General features: G+C 72.7%; 17 protein-coding genes and 1 rRNA gene. 14 read left to right on the top strand and 4 right to left on the bottom strand.

Annotation, left to right across the window (positions count from 1 at the left end):
• The 3 genes from rrf to ACFZDI_RS33865 form a co-directional block, all read left to right on the top strand.
• A 5S ribosomal RNA gene (gene rrf, locus ACFZDI_RS33875) occupies positions 1–92 on the top strand; the annotation flags it as partial.
• Between the two features lie 248 nt (positions 93–340).
• Positions 341–1531: a hypothetical protein gene (locus ACFZDI_RS33870; RefSeq protein WP_391255974.1), complete on the top strand. Its 1191-nt coding sequence runs from the start codon at positions 341–343 to the stop codon at positions 1529–1531.
• Positions 1423–2190 (top strand): tetratricopeptide repeat protein, encoded by a 768-nt coding sequence (locus ACFZDI_RS33865; protein WP_391255971.1) that lies wholly within the window; start codon positions 1423–1425, stop codon positions 2188–2190. The genes ACFZDI_RS33870 and ACFZDI_RS33865 overlap by 109 nt, the downstream gene beginning before the upstream one ends.
• A gap of 155 nt (positions 2191–2345) precedes the next feature.
• Here ACFZDI_RS33865 and ACFZDI_RS33860 read toward each other — a convergent pair whose 3' ends face one another.
• The gene (locus ACFZDI_RS33860) at positions 2346–3638 is read right to left on the bottom strand and encodes a DUF1015 family protein (protein WP_391255932.1); all 1293 of its coding nucleotides are present in this window, start codon (positions 3636–3638) and stop codon (positions 2346–2348) included.
• Positions 3639–3710: 72 nt separating this feature from the next.
• Here ACFZDI_RS33860 and ACFZDI_RS33855 point away from each other — a divergent pair, with 72 nt between their 5' ends.
• The 4 genes from ACFZDI_RS33855 to ACFZDI_RS33840 all read left to right on the top strand — a co-directional run bounded on the left by ACFZDI_RS33855 (position 3711) and on the right by ACFZDI_RS33840 (position 7823).
• On the top strand, positions 3711–4742 hold the full coding sequence (locus ACFZDI_RS33855; protein WP_234847132.1) for an HAD hydrolase-like protein: 1032 nt from the start codon (positions 3711–3713) through the stop codon (positions 4740–4742).
• 83 nt (positions 4743–4825) lie between these two features.
• The gene (locus ACFZDI_RS33850; protein WP_361117476.1) at positions 4826–5869 is read left to right on the top strand and encodes an iron chelate uptake ABC transporter family permease subunit; all 1044 of its coding nucleotides are present in this window, start codon (positions 4826–4828) and stop codon (positions 5867–5869) included.
• Positions 5866–6903 carry an iron chelate uptake ABC transporter family permease subunit gene (locus tag ACFZDI_RS33845; RefSeq protein ID WP_234847130.1) on the top strand — a complete coding sequence of 346 codons (1038 nt, stop codon included), beginning with the start codon at positions 5866–5868 and terminating at the stop codon, positions 6901–6903. Before ACFZDI_RS33850 ends, ACFZDI_RS33845 begins: the two co-directional genes overlap by 4 nt.
• Positions 6900–7823: an ATP-binding cassette domain-containing protein gene (locus ACFZDI_RS33840; RefSeq protein ID WP_391255927.1), complete on the top strand. Its 924-nt coding sequence runs from the start codon at positions 6900–6902 to the stop codon at positions 7821–7823. Before ACFZDI_RS33845 ends, ACFZDI_RS33840 begins: the two co-directional genes overlap by 4 nt.
• Here ACFZDI_RS33840 and ACFZDI_RS33835 read toward each other — a convergent pair.
• Positions 7807–8154, bottom strand: coding sequence for an SCP2 sterol-binding domain-containing protein (locus ACFZDI_RS33835; RefSeq protein WP_234847128.1), 348 nt, complete (start codon positions 8152–8154; stop codon positions 7807–7809). The two genes, ACFZDI_RS33840 and ACFZDI_RS33835, sit on opposite strands and share 17 nt — an antisense overlap.
• A gap of 42 nt (positions 8155–8196) precedes the next feature.
• On the opposite strand from ACFZDI_RS33835, the gene ACFZDI_RS33830 reads away from it, so the two are divergent.
• The 5 genes from ACFZDI_RS33830 to ACFZDI_RS33810 all read left to right on the top strand — a co-directional run bounded on the left by ACFZDI_RS33830 (position 8197) and on the right by ACFZDI_RS33810 (position 13535).
• A complete protein-coding gene (locus ACFZDI_RS33830; protein ID WP_234847127.1) occupies positions 8197–8472 on the top strand; it encodes a hypothetical protein in 276 nt (91 codons plus the stop codon).
• A gap of 7 nt (positions 8473–8479) precedes the next feature.
• Complete coding sequence (locus tag ACFZDI_RS33825) at positions 8480–9295, top strand: TlyA family RNA methyltransferase (RefSeq protein ID WP_344369900.1); 816 nt, start codon at positions 8480–8482, stop codon at positions 9293–9295.
• Positions 9292–10197, top strand: a complete 906-nt coding sequence (locus ACFZDI_RS33820) for an NAD kinase (protein WP_053672290.1) — start codon at positions 9292–9294, stop codon at positions 10195–10197. Before ACFZDI_RS33825 ends, ACFZDI_RS33820 begins: the two co-directional genes overlap by 4 nt.
• A 157-nt stretch (positions 10198–10354) precedes the next feature.
• On the top strand, positions 10355–12073 hold the full coding sequence (gene recN / locus ACFZDI_RS33815; protein ID WP_391255968.1) for a DNA repair protein RecN: 1719 nt from the start codon (positions 10355–10357) through the stop codon (positions 12071–12073).
• A 319-nt stretch (positions 12074–12392) separates the two neighbouring features.
• Positions 12393–13535, top strand: coding sequence for a glycosyltransferase (locus ACFZDI_RS33810; RefSeq protein WP_391255921.1), 1143 nt, complete (start codon positions 12393–12395; stop codon positions 13533–13535).
• A gap of 4 nt (positions 13536–13539) precedes the next feature.
• Here the strand turns inward: ACFZDI_RS33810 and ACFZDI_RS33805 are convergent, their stop codons facing one another.
• A complete protein-coding gene (locus ACFZDI_RS33805) occupies positions 13540–15186 on the bottom strand; it encodes a PucR family transcriptional regulator (RefSeq protein ID WP_234847124.1) in 1647 nt (548 codons plus the stop codon).
• A gap of 125 nt (positions 15187–15311) precedes the next feature.
• Between ACFZDI_RS33805 and ACFZDI_RS33800 the strand changes: the two genes are divergently transcribed.
• Positions 15312–16268, top strand: a complete 957-nt coding sequence (locus ACFZDI_RS33800; RefSeq protein ID WP_391255919.1) for an LLM class F420-dependent oxidoreductase — start codon at positions 15312–15314, stop codon at positions 16266–16268.
• Positions 16269–16649: 381 nt separating this feature from the next.
• Here ACFZDI_RS33800 and ACFZDI_RS33795 read toward each other — a convergent pair whose 3' ends face one another.
• The gene (locus ACFZDI_RS33795; RefSeq protein ID WP_234847136.1) at positions 16650–18452 is read right to left on the bottom strand and encodes a glycoside hydrolase family 15 protein; all 1803 of its coding nucleotides are present in this window, start codon (positions 18450–18452) and stop codon (positions 16650–16652) included.
• 527 nt (positions 18453–18979) lie between these two features.
• Between ACFZDI_RS33795 and ACFZDI_RS33790 the strand changes: the two genes are divergently transcribed.
• A complete protein-coding gene (locus ACFZDI_RS33790) occupies positions 18980–20638 on the top strand; it encodes a CTP synthase (protein WP_234847135.1) in 1659 nt (552 codons plus the stop codon).
• The last annotated feature ends 17 nt before the right edge of the window (positions 20639–20655 follow it).

Below are 20655 nucleotides of genomic sequence, written 5' to 3'. Positions count from 1 at the left end.
CGCCCGGTTACATTCCGAACCCGGAAGCTAAGCCTTACAGCGCCGATGGTACTGCAGGGGGGACCCTGTGGGAGAGTAGGACGCCGCCGAACAATCTTTGGAAGGACCCTTGGTCCCAGCGTTCAGCTGGGACCAAGGGTCCTTTTTGTTTTGCAGTGCGTGCGCGCCGGGCTTCCGGCTGCGCGAGAATGGCTTGCGGTACCAAAGACAGGAGTCACCATGTCCACCAACTCTCCCGAGGACCGACCGGAGCGCGACCAGCGGCGACGGGAGGGGGACCGGAGCGACCGGCACGACCGCGGCGGTCAGCACGGGGGCCGCGGAGACCGTGGAGGCTTCCGTGGCGGCAACGACCGTGGCGGCAACGACCGCGGTGGGTACGGCCGGCGTGAGGGTGACCGCGGTGACCGTCCCGACCGCGGTGAGCGTGGCGGTTTCCGGCGCGACGACAACCGTGGCGGCAACGACCGCGGTGGGTACGGACGGCGTGACGACCGTGACCGCGGTCCCCGCAGGGACGACCGTGGTGACCGGGGCGGATTCCGCCGCGACGACCGCCGTGACGACCGTGGAGACCGTCCTTCCTTCCGCCGCGATGACCGGGACGACCGCGGCGAGCGCCCCGCCTTCCGCCGTGACGACCGGCGGGACGAAAGCCGTGGCGGTGGGTACGGACGGCGTGACGACCGTGACCGCGGCCCGCGCAGGGACGACCGTGGTGACCGGGGCGGATTCCGCCGCGACGACCGCCGTGACGACCGCGGTGACCGTCCCGCCTTCCGACGGGACGACCGCCGTGACGACCGTGGAGACCGTCCTTCCTTCCGCCGCGATGACCGCCGTGACGACAGGCGGGACGACCGACGCGATGATCGGCGTGGCGAGCGGCGCGAGGGCGAGCGTGGAGGCTTCCCCCGCCGCGACGACCGGGACCGTGGAGGTTTCCGGCGCGACGACAACCGCGATCGTGGCTTCCGCAGCGATGACCGCGACCGCGGCGAGCGCGGCGGCTTCCGCCGTGACGACCGCGGTGGCTTCCGGGGCCGTGACGACCGGCGCGACGAGCGTCGTGGGGACGACCGCGGTGAGCGCGGCGGCTTCCGTCGTGACGAGGGCGGCCGAGGCGGGCGTCCCGGTTTCCGGCGCGAGGACGGCCCCCGCAGCGACCGTGGCGACTTCCGTCGGGACGACAACCGCGACAACCGTGACAGTAGGGGCGACCGCGGCGACCGCGGTGGCTTCCGTGGCCGTGACGACCGTGGTGGACGCGGTCCCCGGCGTGACGATCGGGGCGACCGCGGCTTCCGTCGTGACGGTGATCGTCGTGACGGTGACCGGGGCGATTTCCGCGGCCGGGACGACCGGCGCGGCCCCGGCCGGTTCCGTGAGGAGCGCGACCGTGACAGGGAGCCGATCAAGCGGCTGCCGATCCCGGAGGACGTCACGGGCGACGAGATCGACAAGGACGTACGGCAGGAGCTGCAGAGCCTGCCCAAGACGCTCGCTGACGACGTCGCCAGGAACCTGGTGATGGTGGCGCGGCTCCTCGACGAGGACCCCGAGGGCGCGTACGGCTACTCCAGGGTGGCGCTGCGGCTGGCGTCGCGTGTCGCCGCAGTAAGGGAAGCCGCCGGGTTCGCCGCCTACGCCAGCCAGAAGTACGGCGAGGCACTGGCCGAGTTCCGGGCCGCCAAGCGGATGACCGGGAACATCGACCTGTGGCCCGTCATGGCCGACTGCGAGCGTGGCCTCGGCCGGCCGGAGAAGGCGCTGGACATGGCCGGCGCGCCCGAGGTGCACAAGCTCGACAAGGCCGGTCAGGTCGAGATGCGGCTCGTCGCAGCCGGTGCGCGGCGGGACATGGGGCAGCTGGACGCGGCCATCGTGACGCTGCAGAGCCCGGAGCTGGCCGCGAACTCCGTGCAGCCGTGGACGGCGCGCCTCAGGTATGCCTACGCCGACGCGCTGCTCGCCGCCGGGCGGGAGAGCGAGGCGCGGGAGTGGTTCGCGAAGGCCGTCGAGGCCGACCGCGACGGCAGCACCGACGCCTCGGACCGGCTCGCCGAGCTGGACGGTGTGGAGTTCATGGACGCCCTGGTCGAGGACGACGAGGACGACAACGACGAGGACGACAACGACGAGGCTCCGGCCGCGCCCAAGGCGGACGAGGACGAGAACCCCCAGGACTGACGTCCGTCCGCACAGAGCAACACGGCATCTGAGTAGCAGAGCAACAGAGCGTCTGAGCAACAGAAGACAGCAGGACAGAACGAAGGGGCGGGATCCCGGCCGTGAGGCGCTCGGGGTCCCGCCCCTTCTGCATGTCCGGGGCGGCCCGGAACGCGTCAGAGCTCCAGTGCCCGCAGGACCAGGCCCGTCGCCGGTTTCGGACCGAACGACGTCGACTTGCGGGGCATCGTCACGCCCTGGCGGGCCAGCTCGCGCACGACCTCCTCGCGGACCGGGTGCATCAGGACGGCCGTTCCGCCGTCGCGTTCCGCCTTCTCGACCGTCGCTGCCGTGTCGTGGATGTAGGCGATGTGGGCCGGGGAGTCCTCGGGGATGCGCCAGACGTGGTCGAGGAGCGTGGCGTGCAGGACCGTCGCGTCGAGGGTGCGCCAGACCGTGGGGCGGTCGGCGGGCACCGTACGGGCCAGCAGATCCGGGTCCGGGTGGTCGACGAGGTGGAACGCGCCGTCGCCGGCCAGCAGGAAGGCGTTGCCGGCGCAGGCCGCGTCGGCCAGTGCCTCCAGGGCCTCGGACAGCGGGACGTCGAGGCGGCGCACGCGGAAGTGGCCCTCCAGGGCGGCCACGGCGTCGGCGACCGGCAGGCCGTGCAGGAGGCGGTGGATGGCGCGGACGCGCAGGGGGTAGCGGGCCGTGTCGACGAGGAGAACCAGGCCGTGGTCCCACGGGCTGGGGGAGGGGTGCTCCGCGCGCAGGCGGCGGTAGGTCGCCCAGCGGTGGTGGCCGTCCGCGATCAGGGCCTGGTGCCGGCCGAGGTCCGTCTGGATCGTCGCCAGGTCCTCGGGGGCGGTGACCGACCACAGGCGGTGGCGGAAACCGTCCTCCGTGGTGGTGGCCAGGAGGGGCGGCAGGGTCGCGGTGCGCTCGATCAGATCGGCGGTGGCGGTCGTCGCCTCGTCGCCGCGGTAGGTGAGCAGGAGGGGTTCGAGATTGGCCGAAGTGGCACGCATGAGGGCCGCGCGGTCGGCGACGACGTGCGGCATGACGTCCTCGTGCGGCAGCACCAGTTGCTCGGCCGGATCCGACACGCGCAGGGCGCCGATGATGCCCCGTTGCAGCATGCCGTCGCCGTCCTGCTGCTCATAGACGTAGAGGCCCGGTTCCGGGTCGGTGGCCAGGATGCCCTCGGACAGCCAGCGGCGCAGGGTGTCGGCGGCCCGCTCGTTGCGGGCGCTGGGTGTGGCGGCCTGGGGGAGGATCAGACGGACGATGTTGTACGGATCGGCCGATTCGAGGTGGTGCAGGCCGTCGGGGCGCACCACGACGTCGTACGGGGGAGATGTGACGGCGGCAAGGCTGCCGACCCGGTCGGGGTCGTAACGAAGGCCTCGGAACGGGGTGAGTTCCAGGCCTCGGTGCGTCGTTGCCTCCGAGTGACCTGCTGAGTTCATCCCGGCATCGTACGGCTGTCGGTGGCATGGGGGATGATCGGGGGAAAGTCGTCGAACGAGGAGCGATGCGCGATGAGCCGAAGCGTCAGGACGAGGCCCGAGGGCAGTGGGCAGGCCCTGAGCGAGGCGTACGACACGGCGCTGCTCGATCTCGACGGTGTCGTGTACGCGGGCGGGAGCGCGATCGCGCACGCGGTCGAGTCGCTGGCCACGGCCCGGGAGGGCGGGATGCACCTGGCGTACGTGACGAACAACGCGCTGCGGACCCCGGACACCGTGGCGGCGCATCTGACCGAGCTGGGGATACCGACGGGCGCGGAGGACGTGATCACCTCGGCGCAGGCCGTCGCGCGGCTGATCAGCGAGCAGGTGCCACAGGGCGCCCGGGTGCTGGTGATCGGCGGTGAGGGGCTGCGGGTCGCGCTGCGCGAGCGCGGGCTGGTGCCCGTGGAGTCGGCGGACGACGATCCGGCGGCGGTGGTGCAGGGATTCGGCGGGCCCGATCTGCCGTGGGGCCGGTTCGCCGAGGCGTCCTACGCGGTGGCGCGGGGCGTGCCGTGGTTCGCGTCCAACACCGACCTGACGATTCCGAGCGGGCGGGGGATCGCGCCGGGCAACGGGGCCGCGGTGGAGGTCGTCCGGATCGCCACGGGTGCCGAGCCGCAGGTCGCGGGCAAGCCGCTGCCGCCGATGCACCGCGAGACCATCCTGCGGACCGGGGCGCGGCGGCCGCTGGTGGTCGGGGACCGGCTGGACACGGACATCGAGGGCGCGTTCAACGGCGAGGTCGACTCGCTGCTCGTCCTGACCGGCGTGACCGACGGTCCGCAGCTGCTGGCCGCGCCGCCGCAGCACCGGCCGACGTATGTGGACGCCGATCTGCGCGGGATGCTCGGGAGCCAGCCGGAGGTCGCCGACGCGGGCGAGGGCGCGTTCCGGTGCGGTGGCTGGACGGCGACGGCCGGTGCGGACCGGCTGGAGCTCGACGGGGAGGGTGAGGCCCTGGACGGGCTGCGCGCGCTGTGTGCCGTGGCGTGGACGGCGGCCGGTGAGGGTGTGTGCGAGCTGGACGGGGAGAAGGCACTGGCGCGGCTGGGCATCTGAGCCCCCGTCAGTGCCCGGGCGGGGCCGGGCCGGGGCGGGCATCCGCATCGTGCTCGAATGCGAGGGTAGGCTAACCTAACTGCGTGTTGGTCGAGAGTCCCCCCGAACCGAGCGCGGAGACCGCCCCCGCGCCCCCCAGCCGACGGGCGGTGCGCGCCTTCGGGCTGCTCCTGTCCGTGGCGATCCTGGTGCTCGTCGCGCTGGCGAGTATCGCGATCGGGGCGAAAGAGCTGACCTTCGGGCAGGTCTGGCACGGCCTGTTCGAGGACTCGGGGACCTACGGCGACGTCGTCGTGGCGGAGCGGGTGTCGCGGACGCTGCTCGGGCTGCTCGCCGGCGCCGCTCTCGGTCTGGCCGGGGCGGTGCTGCAGGCCCTCACCCGCAACCCGCTGGCCGACCCCGGACTGCTCGGCATCAACGCGGGAGCGTCCGCCGCGGTCGTCACGGCCATCACGTACTTCGGGGTCACCTCGCTCAGCGGCTACGTCTGGTTCGCGTTCTTCGGCGCGGCCGCGGTCGGGGCGCTGGTCTGGTTCCTCGGCGGCAGCAGGGGCGCCACGCCGGTGCGGCTCGCGCTCGCCGGCACGGCCATCAGCGCCGCGCTGTACGGCTACCTCCAGGCCGTGATGATCATGGACGAGGCGGCGCTCGGCAAGATGCGCTTCTGGACGGTCGGTTCGCTGTCCTCGGCCACGAACTCGACCATCACGCAGGTCTTGCCTTTCCTGCTGGCCGGCACGCTTCTGGCCCTCGCCCTGGCGCGGCCGCTCAACGCCATGGCCATGGGCGACGACACCGCCAAGGCCCTTGGCGCCGACCTCAACCGCACGCGGGCGCTGTCCATGCTGGCCGCGACCGTGCTGTGCGGGGCCGCGACCGCCGCCTGCGGGCCGATCGTGTTCGTGGGGCTGATGGTGCCGCACGTGGTGCGTTCGTTCACCGGGCCCGACCTGCGCTGGATCCTGCCGTACGCGGCGATCCTGTCGCCCGTGCTGCTGCTCGGCGCCGACGTCCTCGGCCGGATCGTGGCCCGGCCCTCGGAGCTTCAGGTGGGCATCGTCACCGCGATCCTCGGCGGACCGGTGTTCATCTTTCTCGTACGACGGCGGAGGACGGCACAGCTGTGAGGACCACCAACCGTGCCGTGCGGACCGGCGGGTTCTCGATACGCCTGGACGTGCGGGCCGTCACCGTCGTGCTTCTGCTGCTCGTCGCGGCGCTCGTGGCGAGTGTCGTGCTCATCGGCACCGGCGACTTCCCGATCCCGGCCGCCGACGTGCTGCGGACGCTGGCCGGCGAGGGCAATCCGGGCCAGGAGTTCATCGTCAACGAGCTGCGGCTGCCGCGGGTCCTGGTCGGGCTGCTGGTCGGCGCCTCGCTCGGACTCGGCGGCGCGCTGTTCCAGGCCATCTCCCGTAATCCGCTGGGCAGTCCGGACGTGCTCGGCCTCGGGCAGGGGGCGACGGCCGGCGCGCTCGCGGTGATCGTGCTGACCTCCGGCAGTGCGAACCAGGTCGCCGCCGGGGCGCTGGTGGGCGGCCTGGTGACCGGGCTCGCCATCTACGTGCTGGCCTGGAAGCGCGGCGTGCACGGCTACCGGCTGGTCCTGGTCGGCATCGGTGTCTCCGCGATCGTCACGGCGGTCAACGGCTTTCTGCTGACCAAGTCCGACATCGTGGATGCGGCCCGCGCGGTGGTGTGGATGACCGGGTCCCTCGACGGCCGCGACTGGGCCCAGGTGTGGCCGCTGCTCGCACTGACCGCCGTGCTGGTGCCGCTCGTCCTGGCCAACGCACGCGGGCTGCGGATGATGGAGATGGGCGACGACGTGTCGTACGCCCTCGGGGTGCGGGTGGAGCGGGTACGTCTGCTGCTCATGGTCGCGGCCGTGCTGCTCACCGCATCGGCCACCGCCGCGGCCGGGCCGGTGAGCTTCGTGGCGCTCACCGCGCCGCAGTTGGCCCGGCGTCTGACCCGCTCGCCCGGGCCGAACCTGCTGGCCTCGCTGTGCATGGGCGCCGCCCTGCTGGTCGTCGCCGACTGGGTCTCGCAGCGGGCGTTCGGTGCCGAACAGTTGCCCGTGGGCGTGGTGACCGGTGTGCTCGGCGGGGTCTACCTGCTGTGGCTGCTGGTCAGCGAGCGCAGGGCGGGCCGGATATGAGGGCGGCCCGGAACCCCGAGAACAGCACCAGCAGCGGACTGAACAACCAAGGGAGCACCGTGAACCGCCTGTCCGCCGAGAACGTCACCCTCGCCTACGACCAGCGGGTCATCGCCGAGCAGCTGTCGGTGGAGATTCCCGACCGGTCGTTCACGGTGATCGTCGGTCCCAACGCCTGTGGCAAGTCGACGCTGCTGCGGGCGCTGTCGCGGATGCTCAAGCCGAGCGAGGGCCGGGTCCTGCTCGACGGGAACGTCATCCAGTCGATGCCCGCGAAGAAGGTCGCGAGGACCCTCGGGCTGCTGCCCCAGTCATCCATCGCGCCCGACGGCATCACCGTCGCCGACCTGGTCGGCCGCGGCCGCTACCCGCACCAGGGCCTCCTGCGCCAGTGGTCGGCCTACGACGAGCGGGTCGTCCAGGAGTCCATGCGGCAGACCGGCGTCGCCGAGCTCGGCGACCGCTACGTGGACGAGCTCTCCGGCGGCCAGCGCCAGCGCGTGTGGATCGCCATGGCCCTCGCCCAGCAGACGCCGCTGCTGCTGCTCGACGAGCCGACGACGTACCTGGACATCCAGCACCAGATCGACGTGCTGGACCTGTGCGCGGAGCTGCACGAGGAGCAGGGCCGCACGCTCGTCGCCGTGCTGCACGACCTGAACCACGCCGCCCGCTACGCCACCCACCTCATCGCGCTGCGCGAGGGCCGGGTCGTCGCCGAGGGCGCTCCGAAGGACGTCGTCACGGCGGAGCTGGTCGAGGAGGTCTTCGGGCTGCGCTGTCAGGTCATCGACGACCCGGAGACGGGCACACCGCTGGTCGTGCCGGCGGCCCGCAAGACCCGCGTCCCCAGCACGGCAGGGCAGGGCACGGCAGGGCAGGGCACGGCCGGGAAGGCCGCGGCTACAGGAGCTTCCTGAGCTGGAACAGGTCCCGCACACCGGCGTGCAGCTTGACCCGGCCCGAGCCCCAGGCCTTGGCGAAGTTCAGCTCGCCGCCCACCAGGGCGACCAGGTCGTCGCCGGTCATGGCGAGTCTGATCTCGGCCCTTCCGGGCGGCGGTCCCTGCACGGTGTCGTGCACCTCGATCCGCCCGCCCCGCATGCGGCCGACGAAGGTGACGTCGAGGTCCGTGATGTGGCAGCTCACCGAGCGGTCCAGAGCCGCGGCGTCGCGGACGTCCCCTTCGGCGCGCTGCATGTTGTCCGAGAGCTTGTCGAGTGCGCTGCGGCACTCCTCGATCGTGGCCATCGCGGTCGACGGTACCGCAGCGGTTCGCGGTAGCGTCGGGGCATGGACGACGCAGTTCCCGAGGCCCCTCCGGCGGCGGAGGAGGAGCCAGCGTACGACCCCGCCGCCCCCGCGCCCCTGAACGTGCCCCGCACACCCACCGGCGACGCCGGTGTGGACGCCGCCCTGGACCGGCTCGGCGACGCCGACCACCTCGCCACGGACGGGCATGTCGAGGTGTACGAGGATGTACACCGGGGGCTGCGTGACGCGCTCACCGCGCTCGACGTACGCCCGGGACCTCCGGTGCCCCCGATGCCGCACGCACCTAGGAGCTGAACCGAACGTGGCAGGAGTCGCACGTCGCCGTCTGGACGCGGAGCTGGTCCGCCGCAAGCTCGCGCGCTCGCGTGAGCACGCCGCGCAGCTGATCGCCGCCGGTCGGGTCTCCGTCGGCAGGACCGTCGCGACCAAACCCGCCACGCAGGTGGAGACCGCGGCCGCGATCGTGGTCGCCCAGGACGACGACGACCCCGACTACGTCTCGCGCGGCGGCCACAAGCTGGCCGGCGCGCTCGCCGTCTTCGGGCCGCAGGGGCTGGCCGTCGAAGGGCGCAGGGCGCTCGACGCGGGCGCCTCCACCGGCGGTTTCACCGACGTGCTGCTGCGCGCGGGCGCGGCCCACGTCGTCGCCGTGGACGTCGGATACGGACAACTCGCGTGGTCCCTGCAGAAGGATGAACGCGTCACCGTCAAGGACCGTACGAACGTACGCGAGTTGACGCTTGAAGCGATCGATGGGGAGCCAGTGGATCTTGTCGTGGGGGATCTGTCCTTCATCCCGCTCGGGCTGGTCCTGCCCGCCCTGGTGCGGTGCGTGAAGCCGGACGCCGATCTGGTGATGATGGTCAAGCCACAGTTCGAGGTGGGCAAGGAGCGCCTCGGCAGCGGGGGAGTGGTACGCAGCACCCGGCTGCGGGCCGAAGCGGTCCGCGGGGTGGCCGAGAAGGCCTGGGGGCTGGGGCTCGGGGTGCGGGGCGTGACGGCCAGTCCGCTGCCCGGGCCGTCGGGGAATGTCGAATACTTCTTGTGGCTGCGGTCCGGGGCTCCGGAACTGGACCCGGCCGAGGCAGACCGTGCAGTGGCGGAGGGGCCGCGTTGACCGAGAACCGAGCTCGTACTGTTTTCCTGCTCGCCCACACGGGGCGGCCCGCCGCCGTGCGCAGTGCCGAGCTGGTGGTGAAGGGGCTGTTGCGCTCCGGGCTGGGCGTGCGCGTCCTGGAGGCCGAGGCGCGCGACCTGCCGTTGCCGTCGGAGGTGGAGCTGGTCAAGGAGGCCACCCCGCAGTGCCTCGACGGATGTGAGCTGCTGATCGTGCTGGGCGGCGACGGCACGCTGCTGCGCGGCGCCGAGTTCGCCCGGGCCTCGGGCGTGCCGATGCTCGGCGTCAACCTCGGGCGTGTCGGGTTCCTCGCGGAGGCCGAGCGGGACGACCTCGACAAGGTCGTCGACCGGGTGGTGACCAAGGCGTACGAGGTCGAGGAACGGATGACCGTCGACGTCGTCGTGCACCAGAACGGCGACATCGTGCACACGGACTGGGCGCTGAACGAGGCGGCCGTGCAGAAGGTGTCCGCCGAGCGGATGCTGGAGATCGTCCTGGAGATCGACGGCCGGCCGGTCACGGGCTTCGGCTGCGACGGGATCGTGTGCGCCACGCCCACGGGGTCGACGGCGTACGCCTTCTCGGCGGGCGGGCCGGTGGTGTGGCCGGAGGTCGAGGCGCTGCTGATGGTGCCGATCTCCGCGCACGCGCTGTTCGCCAAGCCGCTCGTGACCTCGCCGGATTCCGTGTTGGCCGTGGAGGTTCTGCCGCACATTCCGCCCGGGGTGCTGTGGTGTGACGGGCGGCGGACGGTGGAGTTGCCGGCCGGGGCTCGGGTGGAGGTGCGGCGGGGAGCGGTGCCGGTGCGGCTGGCCCGGTTGCACCACGCGTCCTTCACGGACCGTTTGGTGGCGAAGTTCGCGCTGCCCGTTTCCGGGTGGCGGGGGGCTCCTCACTAGTGTGGTGTTCGCCGTTCGGCGGGTGCGGGTCTGCTGTGGATCGTCGCGCAGTTCCCCGCGCCCCCAAGGGGGCGATCACCACACTCGTGGGTGACAGGGGCAGGCCGGTCGCAATTGCTCGCCCCGACCTCGTAAGGTCGTGTCCGTGTTGGAGGAGATGCGGATACGGTCGCTGGGCGTGATCGACGACGCTGTCGTCGAGCTGTCGCCCGGGTTCACCGCGGTCACCGGTGAGACGGGTGCGGGCAAGACCATGGTGGTCACCAGCCTGGGGTTGCTGCTGGGCGGGCGGGCCGACCCGGCGCTCGTGCGGATCGGCGCCGGCAAGGCCGTCGTGGAGGGGCGCATCACCGTCCCCCGGGACGCCTCGGTCGCCGTACGCGCCGAGGAGGCCGGGGCCGAGCTCGACGACGGGGCCCTGCTGATCAGCCGTACCGTCTCCGCCGAGGGGCGCTCCCGGGCGCACCTGGGCGGACGCAGCGTGCCCGTGGGTGTCCTGGCCGAGCTCGCCGACGAACTGGTGGCCGTGCACGGTCAGACCGACCAGCAGGGGTTGCTCAAGCTGTCCCGGCAGCGGCAGGCGCTCGACCGGTACGCGGGCGACGCGGTCGCCGGGCCGCTGGCCAAGTACGGCGAGGCGTACAAGCGGCTGCGGGCCGTGGCCGCCGAGCTGGACGAGATCACCACCCGGGCGCGGGAACGGGCCCAGGAGGCCGACCTGCTGCGCTTCGGGCTCGACGAGATCGCCGCCGTCGAACCCCGCGCCGGTGAGGACGCGGAACTGGCCGAGGAGGCCGAGCGGCTCGGGCACGCCGAGGCGCTGGCATCGGCCGCAGCGGCCGCGCACGCCGCCCTCGCGGGCAATCCGGAGGACCCGGAGGGCGTCGACGCCGGGACGCTCGTCGCGGGCGCCCAGCGGGCCCTGGACGCCGTACGGTCGCACGACTCGGCGCTGGCCGCGCTCGCCGACCGCGTCGGGGAGATCGGGATCCTGCTGCGGGACGCGGCGGGCGACCTGGCCGGGTACGCCGACGACTTGGACGCCGACCCGCTGCGGCTCGCGGCCGTCGAGGAGCGGCGCGCCGCGCTCACCGGGCTGACGCGCAAGTACGGCGAGGACATCGCCGCCGTGCTGGCCTGGGCCGAGCAGAGCGCCGCGCGGCTCACCGAACTCGAGGGCGACGACGAGCGGATCGGGGAGCTGACGGCCGAGCGGGACGCCCTGCGGTCCGAACTGGGCGGGCTGGCGCAGGCCCTGACGGACGCCCGGACGGAGGCCGCCGAGCGGTTCGCCGCCGCCGTGACCGCCGAGCTGGCCTCGCTCGCCATGCCGCACGCGCGCGTGTCCTTCGACATCCGGCAGACCGAGGACCCCGACGGCGTCGAGGTCGGCGGCCGTCCGGTCGCCTACGGTCCCGCGGGCGCCGACGAGGTCGAGCTGCTGCTGGCCCCGCACCCGGGCGCGCCGCCCCGGCCGATCGCCAAGGGCGCGTCCGGCGGTGAGCTGTCACGGGTGATGCTGGCCGTGGAGGTCGTCTTCGCGGGGACGGACCCGGTGCCGACGTACCTGTTCGACGAGGTCGACGCGGGCGTCGGCGGCAAAGCGGCCGTCGAGATCGGCCGTCGGCTCGCCCGCCTGGCCAAGTCCGCCCAGGTGGTGGTCGTGACGCACCTGCCGCAGGTCGCCGCCTTCGCCGACCGCCAGCTGCTGGTCGAGAAGACCAACGACGGGTCCGTGACCCGCTCCGGCGTCAAGGTCCTCGAGGGCGAGGACCGGGTCCGTGAGCTGTCCCGCATGCTCGCCGGCCAGGAGGACTCCGAGACGGCCCGCGCACACGCGGAGGAGCTGCTGGCAGCGGCCCGCGCGGACGGCTGACGCGCCCGGAAGGGCGGGTGCCGTCGCGGCACTCGCCCTCCGGCAGCGCCGCGCATCCCGGCGCACGCCACTGAGACCGGCGGGGATCGGTGGATGGGAACGGCTTCTTCGGGGTGAAGCGGGCGTCGGATGTGCGATGACTTCACTGCAAGGTCTTGTTCACTCGTGTGGGTGACCTGCTTCTGTCGGGCCCCCGTGCGCCCCGGCGCCCCCGCCCTTCCGGTGTTCCCGGAACCCCCCTATGTCCTGGCATCCTTGGCGGAGTACGTGTGCGAGAACCGTGTCGTGACCGCCCGACCCGAACCAGGAGCCCGGCCACGTGACCCCCGTGAGCAGCCACTCACCGCATGGCCAGTCGCCGCTGCGCACCGTGCAGGTGCTGGGCGGAGGCAATGCCGCCAGCAGTGCGCATGTGCGCTCGCTGGCCGCGGGGCTCGTCGCGCGGGGCGTGAAAGTCACGGTGTGCGCCCCCTACGAGGCCGACCGCGCCTATGACTTCAGCGGTGTCGGCGCCGATCACGTGCACGTGCCGCGCAGCAGTGACCCGGTGTCGGTGGCGGCTCTGCGCGCGGCCTGCGCCCACGCCGACCTGGTGCACGCGCACGGACTGCACGCCTCCTTCCGCGCCGTGCTCGCCCTCAGCGGCCGGCGCATGCGCACACCGCTGGTCGTGACCTGGCACGACCGGGCACACGCCGACGGGGCCCGTGCCCACATGCTGCGGGTGCTGGAACGCAGGGTCGTGAAGGCGGCCACCGTGGTGCTCGGGACGACCTCGCCGCTCGTCGACCGCGCACGGCTCACCGGCGCGCGGGACGCCCGGCTCGCCGCCGTCGCGCTGCCCGGCCCCACGAGGCCCGTCGAACCCGACGACCCCGACCGGCTCCGGGCCAAGGTGCGCGCCGAACTCGGCGCCATAGGACGGCCGTTGCTGATGGCCGTCGGCTCCCTGGAACGACACCGTGGTTACGACGTCCTGCTGGACGCCGCGCGCACCTGGCGCCGGCTCGATCCCGTACCCCTGGTTGTGATCGCCGGGGAGGGACCGCTGCGCGGTGAACTCCAGGTCCGTATCGAGGAGGAGGGCCTGCCCGTCCGGCTCATCGGGCGGCGCGACGATGTCACCGACCTGCTCGCCGCCGCCGACCTGGCCCTGCTGCCGAGCCGCTGGGAGGCTCGCTCCGTCCTCGCCCAGGAGGCCCTCCACGCGCGCGTGCCGCTCGTCGCGACCGACGTCGGCGGCATCCCCGAACTCGTCGGCGACGCGGCCGAACTCGTCCCGTACGGCGACACGAAGGCCCTCGCCGACGCCGTCGTAGGGCTGCTCGGCGACCGGGCGCGCCGGGACCTGCTGACGGCCCGGGGCACCCGGCAGGCCGCCACCTGGCCGACCGAGGACGAGACGGTCGCCCAAGTGCTGAGCGTGTACGACGAGCTGACCCAGCCCCGCCCCCTCGTCTAGAGCTCTACGGGACGTGCCTGCGCGCCCGCAGGGCCAGGCTCAGCGCCAGCACCGTCTGTGGGTCGTCGAGGTCCGTGCCCAGCAACTCCCCGATGCGCGCCAGGCGGTTGTACAGGGTCTGCCGGTTCAGGTGCAGCTCCCGGGCCGTCTCCGCCTTGCGCCCCGCATGGGCGAGGTAGGTCGTCAACGTGGGCAGCAGCGGCGGCCGGGAACGCCGGTCGTGCTCCAGCAGCGGGCCGACGGCCCGGTCCACGAACGCCGCCAGGTCCGGGTGGTCGCGCAGCCGCCACAGCAGCAGGTCGATGTCGAGACGGCGGGCGTCGTACCAGGGCCGGTCCGCGAGGCCCTGGGCCGCCGTGGCCGTCTCGGCCGCGTGCCGCAGGCCCGAGGCGGCGGCCTGCCAGCCACCGGCCATCCCCACGACCACCACGGGCGGCTGCCCGCCCGGCCGCGGCATCCCGGCCCGTTCCACACCGGCGCGCAGGGCCGCCGCGACCCGGTCCGCGACCGCAGCCCGATCCGACTCCGCTCGCAGGCCCAGCAGCACCAGCACCCGGCCCTCCACCGGCCGTACGCCGAGCAGGACCGGCACGCCGACCGCCGCCAGCTCCTCCGAGATGGACCGGGCCGGCACGCTCCAGCCGCCCCCGCTCGGTGCCAGGGCTTCCCCGAGCCGCATGACCACCGGCAGCAGCGGCCCCTCGCCCGGCCGGAAACCCAGCACCCGGGCCTGCGCCGGGGCGTCCTCGGGCGTGATGCGGCCCTCGGCCAGGTCGGTGAGGAAGTCGCCCCGCCCGCGCGCCGCCAGCTCCTCCTCCTGGCGGGCCTGCATCAGCACCACGGCCAGGATGCCCGCGGCCCGCTCGGCCGCCATCCGGTGCACCGGCGCCATGGACGTGCGCACCGGAAGCAGGACCAGACGCGCCCGGACGCCCCCACTGCCGGGCCCGCCGCCCGGCACGTCCACCAGGACCGACCCCGCGAGCGGCGGCTCGTCCTTGTGCTGGCCGCGCAGCCCCTCCCACACCTGGAGCGGGTCCGCGCCCTCGGGACCGGCCCCCGCTGCGTACAGCAACTGGCCGTCCGCCGTCTCCAGGAACACGGGGTTGGCGGCGAAGTCGGACAGGATGCCGAGCACCTGGGGCACCCCGCCGCCGCCCAGCACGGCCTGCGTGCACCGCCGGTGCACCTCCTCCGCCCGCTGCAGCAGCGCGTAGTGGCCGTTGACGATCTCGGTGTGCACCTCCTCCGTGACCGTGACGAACGCCACCTCGCGGTGCAGTTGGACCAGCGGCAGCCCGGCCGCGCGCGCCGTGTCGACGAGGGCCGCGGGCAGCCGGGCGAAGCGCGGGCCGAGCTCCACGACCAGGGCCGCGATGCCACGCTCGGCCAGGGTGCGGACGAACGCCCGCTGTTCGGCGGGGCGCGTGCCCAGGCCATAGCCCGTGGTCAGCAGCAGTTCACCGCCCTTGAGCAGCGAGGCGATGTGCGGCACCTCTCCGGCGTGCACCCAGCGCACGGTCCGCCCGAGCCGCTCGCCGCCCGCCAGCACCTCGGGGAGCCCGCTGCGCAGCCCCGGCAGCTCCAGCGCCCGCCGCACGGTGATCCCGGCGCCCTGGGTGTCGTGCGCGCTGTCCGTCCCGCTGTCCATGTGCCGGACGCTACCCGTGAGGGTGCCTCCCGGACATCTCCGGAGGGGCACCGGGACGATCATCGCCCGCATCACGCCCGGGATCTCCCGGATTACGGCGTGATCGACCGGGTACGGGCGCGGTCATGGACATGAGCGTGGTCGCCGTGGGGCGGGAGGACGACGGTCCGGTCGAGGAGCCGTTGCGGGTCGCGGTGCTCGCCGACCGGCTCGGGTACCGGGAGGTGTGGGCGGGCGAGGGACCCACGTGGGACTCGTTCGTCCTGGCGGCGGCGATCGGTGCGGCCACCGAGCAGGTCGCGCTGACCGCCGGGCCCGTGCCGGTGTCGGTGCGCGACCCTCTGACCATCGTCCGGGGCGCCGCGTCCACGGCGGCCGTGACCGGCCGGCCCGTGGGCGTGGCCCTGGGCACCTCCAGCAAGCGCGTCGTCGAGGGCGTGCACGGCCGGCCGCGCACGCGGCCCGCCGCCGCACTGGAGGAGTCGGCGGCGGCCGTGCGGGCGCTGATGCACAGTGTGCCGGGGGAGCCGATCGTGCCCGGCAGCGGCTTCCCGCGCCGGCTGCCGCCGCCCGGCGGCCCGGTCACGGTCGCCGCGTTCGGGGAGCGCGCGGTCGCCACGGCCGTCGCGCACGCCGACCGGATGCTGCTCGACATCGTCTCGCCCGAGCAGGTCCGGATGTTGCGGGCCCGGATGCTCGCCGCGGCCGAGAAGGCAGGCCGTACCCCGCCCCGGCTGGCCGCCTGGCTGCCCGCCGCCGTGGACCCGGAGCCGGAGTCGCTCACCCAGGTCCTGCGCAGCGTCGTCGGCTACCTCGCCGTGCCGGGCTACAGCGACATGTTCATCGACGCGGGGTTCGCCGAGGTAGTCGAGCTGGCCGCCAAGGGCGCCGACCCGGACACCCTGCTACGGGCCCTGCCGCCCGAGGCCGCCGGCACGGTCGCCCTGGTCGGCGACCCGGACACCGTCCGCGCCCGCACAGCCGCCTACGCCGAGGCCGGACTCGACGAGATAGCCCTCGTCCCGGCCACGGCGGGCGACCCGGCGGGAGAACGCACGCTGACGGCGCTCAGGCCGGCATGACTGGCCGACATTGCGTGAGGGGCCGAAGAGAGCCCTCAGGCCCGACGTGAGGCGCCCGAGCCGAAAGGGCCCTCGGCCCGTGTCATGTCAGGGCGGAACGGACCCGTCGGGCAGAGGTGGTGCCATCGTCGGAGCGACCTCTCAGGCCCGCGTGACGCGAGCCGAGCGGAAGCCGTCCGGGCGGTCGACGCCGTTGCCGAGAAGACAGCCCGGGCTTCGTCCTAGCCCGGATCCCCGGGGACGAGGACGTCCCCGGTCAGTTCCTCGTGGAGCGCGGTGAGGGCCGCGCCCGCCTTTGAGAGGGAAGCCATGACCGCCCCCTTTCACAAAGGGGCAATCTCGTGCCATCCAGCCTGGGCGGGAGCGGCACGACGGGCCCGCTCAGCCGCCGTAGGCGCCCGAAGCGGTCAGACGCAGCGCCGTGTCGATCAGCGGCACGTGGCTGAACGCCTGCGGGAAGTTGCCGACCTGGCGCTGCAGGCGCGGGTCCCACTCCTCGGCCAGCAGACCGAGGTCGTTGCGCAGGGACAGCAGCTTCTCGAACAGCTTGCGGGCCTCGTCCACGCGGCCGATCATCGCCAGGTCGTCGGCCATCCAGAACGAGCAGGCCAGGAACGCGCCCTCGTCGCCGGGCAGACCGTCGACGTTCTCGTCGCCGCTGGTGGTCGGGTAGCGCAGGATGAACCCGTCCGACGTGGACAGCTCACGCTGGATCGCCTCGATCGTGCCGATGACCCGCTTGTCGTCCGGCGGCAGGAAGCCCACCTGCGGGATCAGCAGCAGGGAGGCGTCCAGCTCCTTCGAGCCGTACGACTGCGTGAAGGTGTTGCGCTCCTTGTCGTACCCCTTCTCGCACACGTCGCGGTGGATGTCCTCGCGCAGTTCCTTCCAGCGCTCCAGCGGTCCGTCCGCGTCGCCGGACTCGATCAGCTTGATCGTGCGGTCGACCGCGACCCAGGCCATCACCTTGGAGTGCACGAAGTGGCGGCGCGGGCCCCGCACCTCCCAGATGCCCTCGTCCGGTTCCTGCCAGTGGTCCTCCAGGTAGCGGATCAGCTTCAGCTGGAGGAGGGAGGCGTAGTCGTTGCGGGCGAGACCCGTCATGTGGGCCAGGTGCAGGGCTTCGGTGACCTCGCCGTAGACGTCCAGCTGGAGCTGGTGCGCGGCGCCGTTGCCGACCCGGACCGGGGTGGAGTTCTCGTAGCCCGGCAGCCAGTCCAGCTCCGCCTCGCCGAGCTCGCGCTCACCGGCGATGCCGTACATGATCTGCAGGTTCTCCGGGTCGCCGGCCACCGCCCGCAGCAGCCACTCGCGCCAGGCGCGGGCCTCCTCGCGGTAGCCGGTGCGCAGCAGCGAGGACAGGGTGATGGCCGCGTCGCGCAGCCAGGTGTAGCGGTAGTCCCAGTTGCGGACGCCGCCGATGTCCTCCGGCAGGGAGGTGGTCGGCGCGGCGACGATGCCGCCGGTCGGGGCGTACGTCAGGGCCTTCAGCGTGATCAGCGAGCGGACCACGGCCTCCCGGTAGGGGCCGTGGTACGTACAGTGGTCGACCCACTCGCGCCAGAAGTCCTCCGTCGCCTCCAGGGACTGCTCCGGCTCGGGCAGCGGCGGCGGCTCCTTGTGCGAGGGCTGCCAGGAGATCGTGAACGCGATCCGGTCACCCGGGGCGACCGTGAAGTCCGCGTAGGTCGTCAGCGACTTGCCGTAGGTCTCCGCGGATGTGTCGAACCACACGGAGTCGGGACCCGCGACGGCCACCGTGCGCCCCTCGTGCTTGTGCACCCACGGCACCACCCGTCCGTAGGAGAACCGCATCCTGAGCGCCGAACGCATCGGCACGCGGCCCGAGACGCCCTCCACGATCCGGATCAGCTGCGGGGCGCCGTCACGCGGCGGCATGAAATCGGTCACCCGGACCGTGCCCCGCTGGGTGTCCCACTCGGACTCAAGGATCAGCGAGTCGCCCCGGTAGCTGCGCCGCGCCGCGGTGGGGGGCTGCTGGTCGGAGGCGTACGCGGGCCCGAGCCGCCAGAAGCCGTGCTCCTCGTTGCCCAGCAGGCCGGCGAAGATGGCGTGCGAGTCGAAGCGGGGCAGGCACAGCCAGTCGACTGTGCCGTCCCGGCAGACCAGGGCAGCGGTCTGCATGTCTCCGATGAGTGCGTAGTCTTCGATGCGCCCGGCCACGTGCAACTCCAGTCGAACGGCCACGTCACCCCACGAGGGGGCTGTCGCTAGTGCGGTCAAGGGGGGTTTCAGCAGGTCTTGCAATGCGTCATTCAGCGATGAAGCAAAACAGGTCGCCCAGCCGTGATGCAAAGCGCCAATTCTTGCTCAACGAACTGACGAGCTCACGTTGTTCCGGTGCTTACGGGCGGGGGGTGGTGCCGTGGGGCCGGACGGGCTCGGCAGCGAGTGTCCGAGCAGGATACGACGCACGCCGATGATCCGCGTGCCCGTGGCGGCAAGGCGGGTACGCCGAACGAGTGAGCAACGGGTGAGGGACCGGTGACCGGGACCGCCTCCGTGTCGGGATGTGTGCGGAGCGTGGCCGGAAGCCGTCGCCCCGCGGCGCTGATACGCTGGTAGCCCGTGGACCGGTGGGCCCCTTCCCGACAGGAAACCCCCGAACCGCAGCGACGGCACCCCGGAGCATTCCGGCGGGCAGCCGCACCGCACCCCCAGACCGCGACCACGGGAGCCCCGTCTTGGCCATGCCGCCCGCCGCATTTCGTAATTCGACGACCAAGCACATCTTCGTCACCGGGGGTGTCGCCTCCTCGCTCGGCAAGGGCCTGACGGCCTCCAGCCTCGGCATGCTGCTCAAGGCCCGCGGTCTGCGCGTCGTGATGCAGAAGCTCGACCCGTACCTCAACGTCGACCCGGGCACGATGAACCCCTTCCAGCACGGTGAGGTGTTCGTCACCAACGACGGCGCCGAGACCGACCTGGACATCGGCCACTACGAGCGATTCCTCGACCGTGACCTCGACGGCTCCGCCAACGTCACCACCGGCCAGGTGTACAACACCGTGATCGCCAAGGAGCGGCGCGGCGAGTACCTGGGTGACACCGTGCAGGTCATCCCGCACATCACCAACGAGATCAAGCACCGCATCCGCCGCATGGCGACGGACGAGGTCGACGTGGTGATCACCGAGGTCGGCGGCACCGTCGGCGACATCGAGTCGCTGCCGTTCCTGGAGACCGTCCGCCAGGTCCGTCACGAGGTCGGTCGTGACAACGTCTTCGTCGTCCACATCTCGCTCCTGCCGTACATCGGCCCGTCGGGTGAACTGAAGACGAAGCCCACCCAGCACTCGGTTGCGGCCCTGCGCAACATCGGTATCCAGCCGGACGCGATCGTGCTGCGCTGCGACCGCGAGGTGCCCACCGCGATCAAGCGGAAGATCTCGCTGATGTGCGACGTCGACGAGGCCGCCGTCGTGGCCTGTCCCGACGCCCGTTCGATCTACGACATCCCGAAGACCGTGCACGGCGAGGGGCTGGACGCCTACGTCGTCCGCAAGCTGGACCTGCCGTTCCGCGACGTCGACTGGACGACCTGGGACGACCTGCTCGACCGCGTCCACAACCCGGACCACGAGATCACCCTCGCGCTGGTCGGCAAGTACATCGACCTGCCCGACGCCTACCTGTCGGTCACCGAGGCCCTGCGCGCCGGCGGCTTCGCCAACCGGGCCCGCGTCAAGATCAAGTGGGTCACCTCCGACGACTGCAAGACCCCCGCGGGCGCGGCCCAGCAGCTCGGCGACGTCGACGGCATCTGCATCCCCGGCGGCTTCGGCGACCGCGGTGTGCTCGGCAAGGTCGGCGCGATCAAGTACGCCCGCGAGAACAAGATCCCGCTGCTCGGCCTCTGCCTCGGCCTGCAGTGCATCGTGATCGAGGCCGCGCGCAACCTGGCCGACATCACCGACGCCAACTCCACCGAGTTCGACCCGGCCACCGGCCACCCGGTCATCTCCACCATGGCCGAGCAGCTCGACATCGTCGCCGGCGAGGGTGACATGGGCGGCACCATGCGGCTCGGCATGTACCCGGCGAAGCTGGCCGAGGGCTCGATCGTGCGCGAGGTGTACGACGGCAAGGAGTACGTCGAGGAGCGGCACCGGCATCGCTACGAGGTGAACAACGCCTACCGCGCCGAGCTGGAGAAGAAGGCGGGCATCCTGTTCTCCGGCACCTCTCCGGACGGCAAGCTCGTCGAGTACGTCGAGTACCCGCGCGACGTCCACCCGTACCTGGTCGCCACGCAGGCCCACCCGGAGCTGCGCTCGCGCCCGACGCGTCCGCACCCGCTGTTCGCCGGGCTCGTCAAGGCCTCGGTCGAGCGGAAGACTTCGAAGTAACACACCAGTTGTACGGT

Origin of the sequence: Streptomyces sp. NPDC007907 (assembly GCF_042959365.1) — a bacterium.
Taxonomy (GTDB): Bacteria; Actinomycetota; Actinomycetes; order Streptomycetales; family Streptomycetaceae; genus Streptomyces; species Streptomyces indiaensis.
Note: the sequence above shows the minus strand (reverse complement) of the source record. Positions and strands in the feature narration are given on the sequence as shown.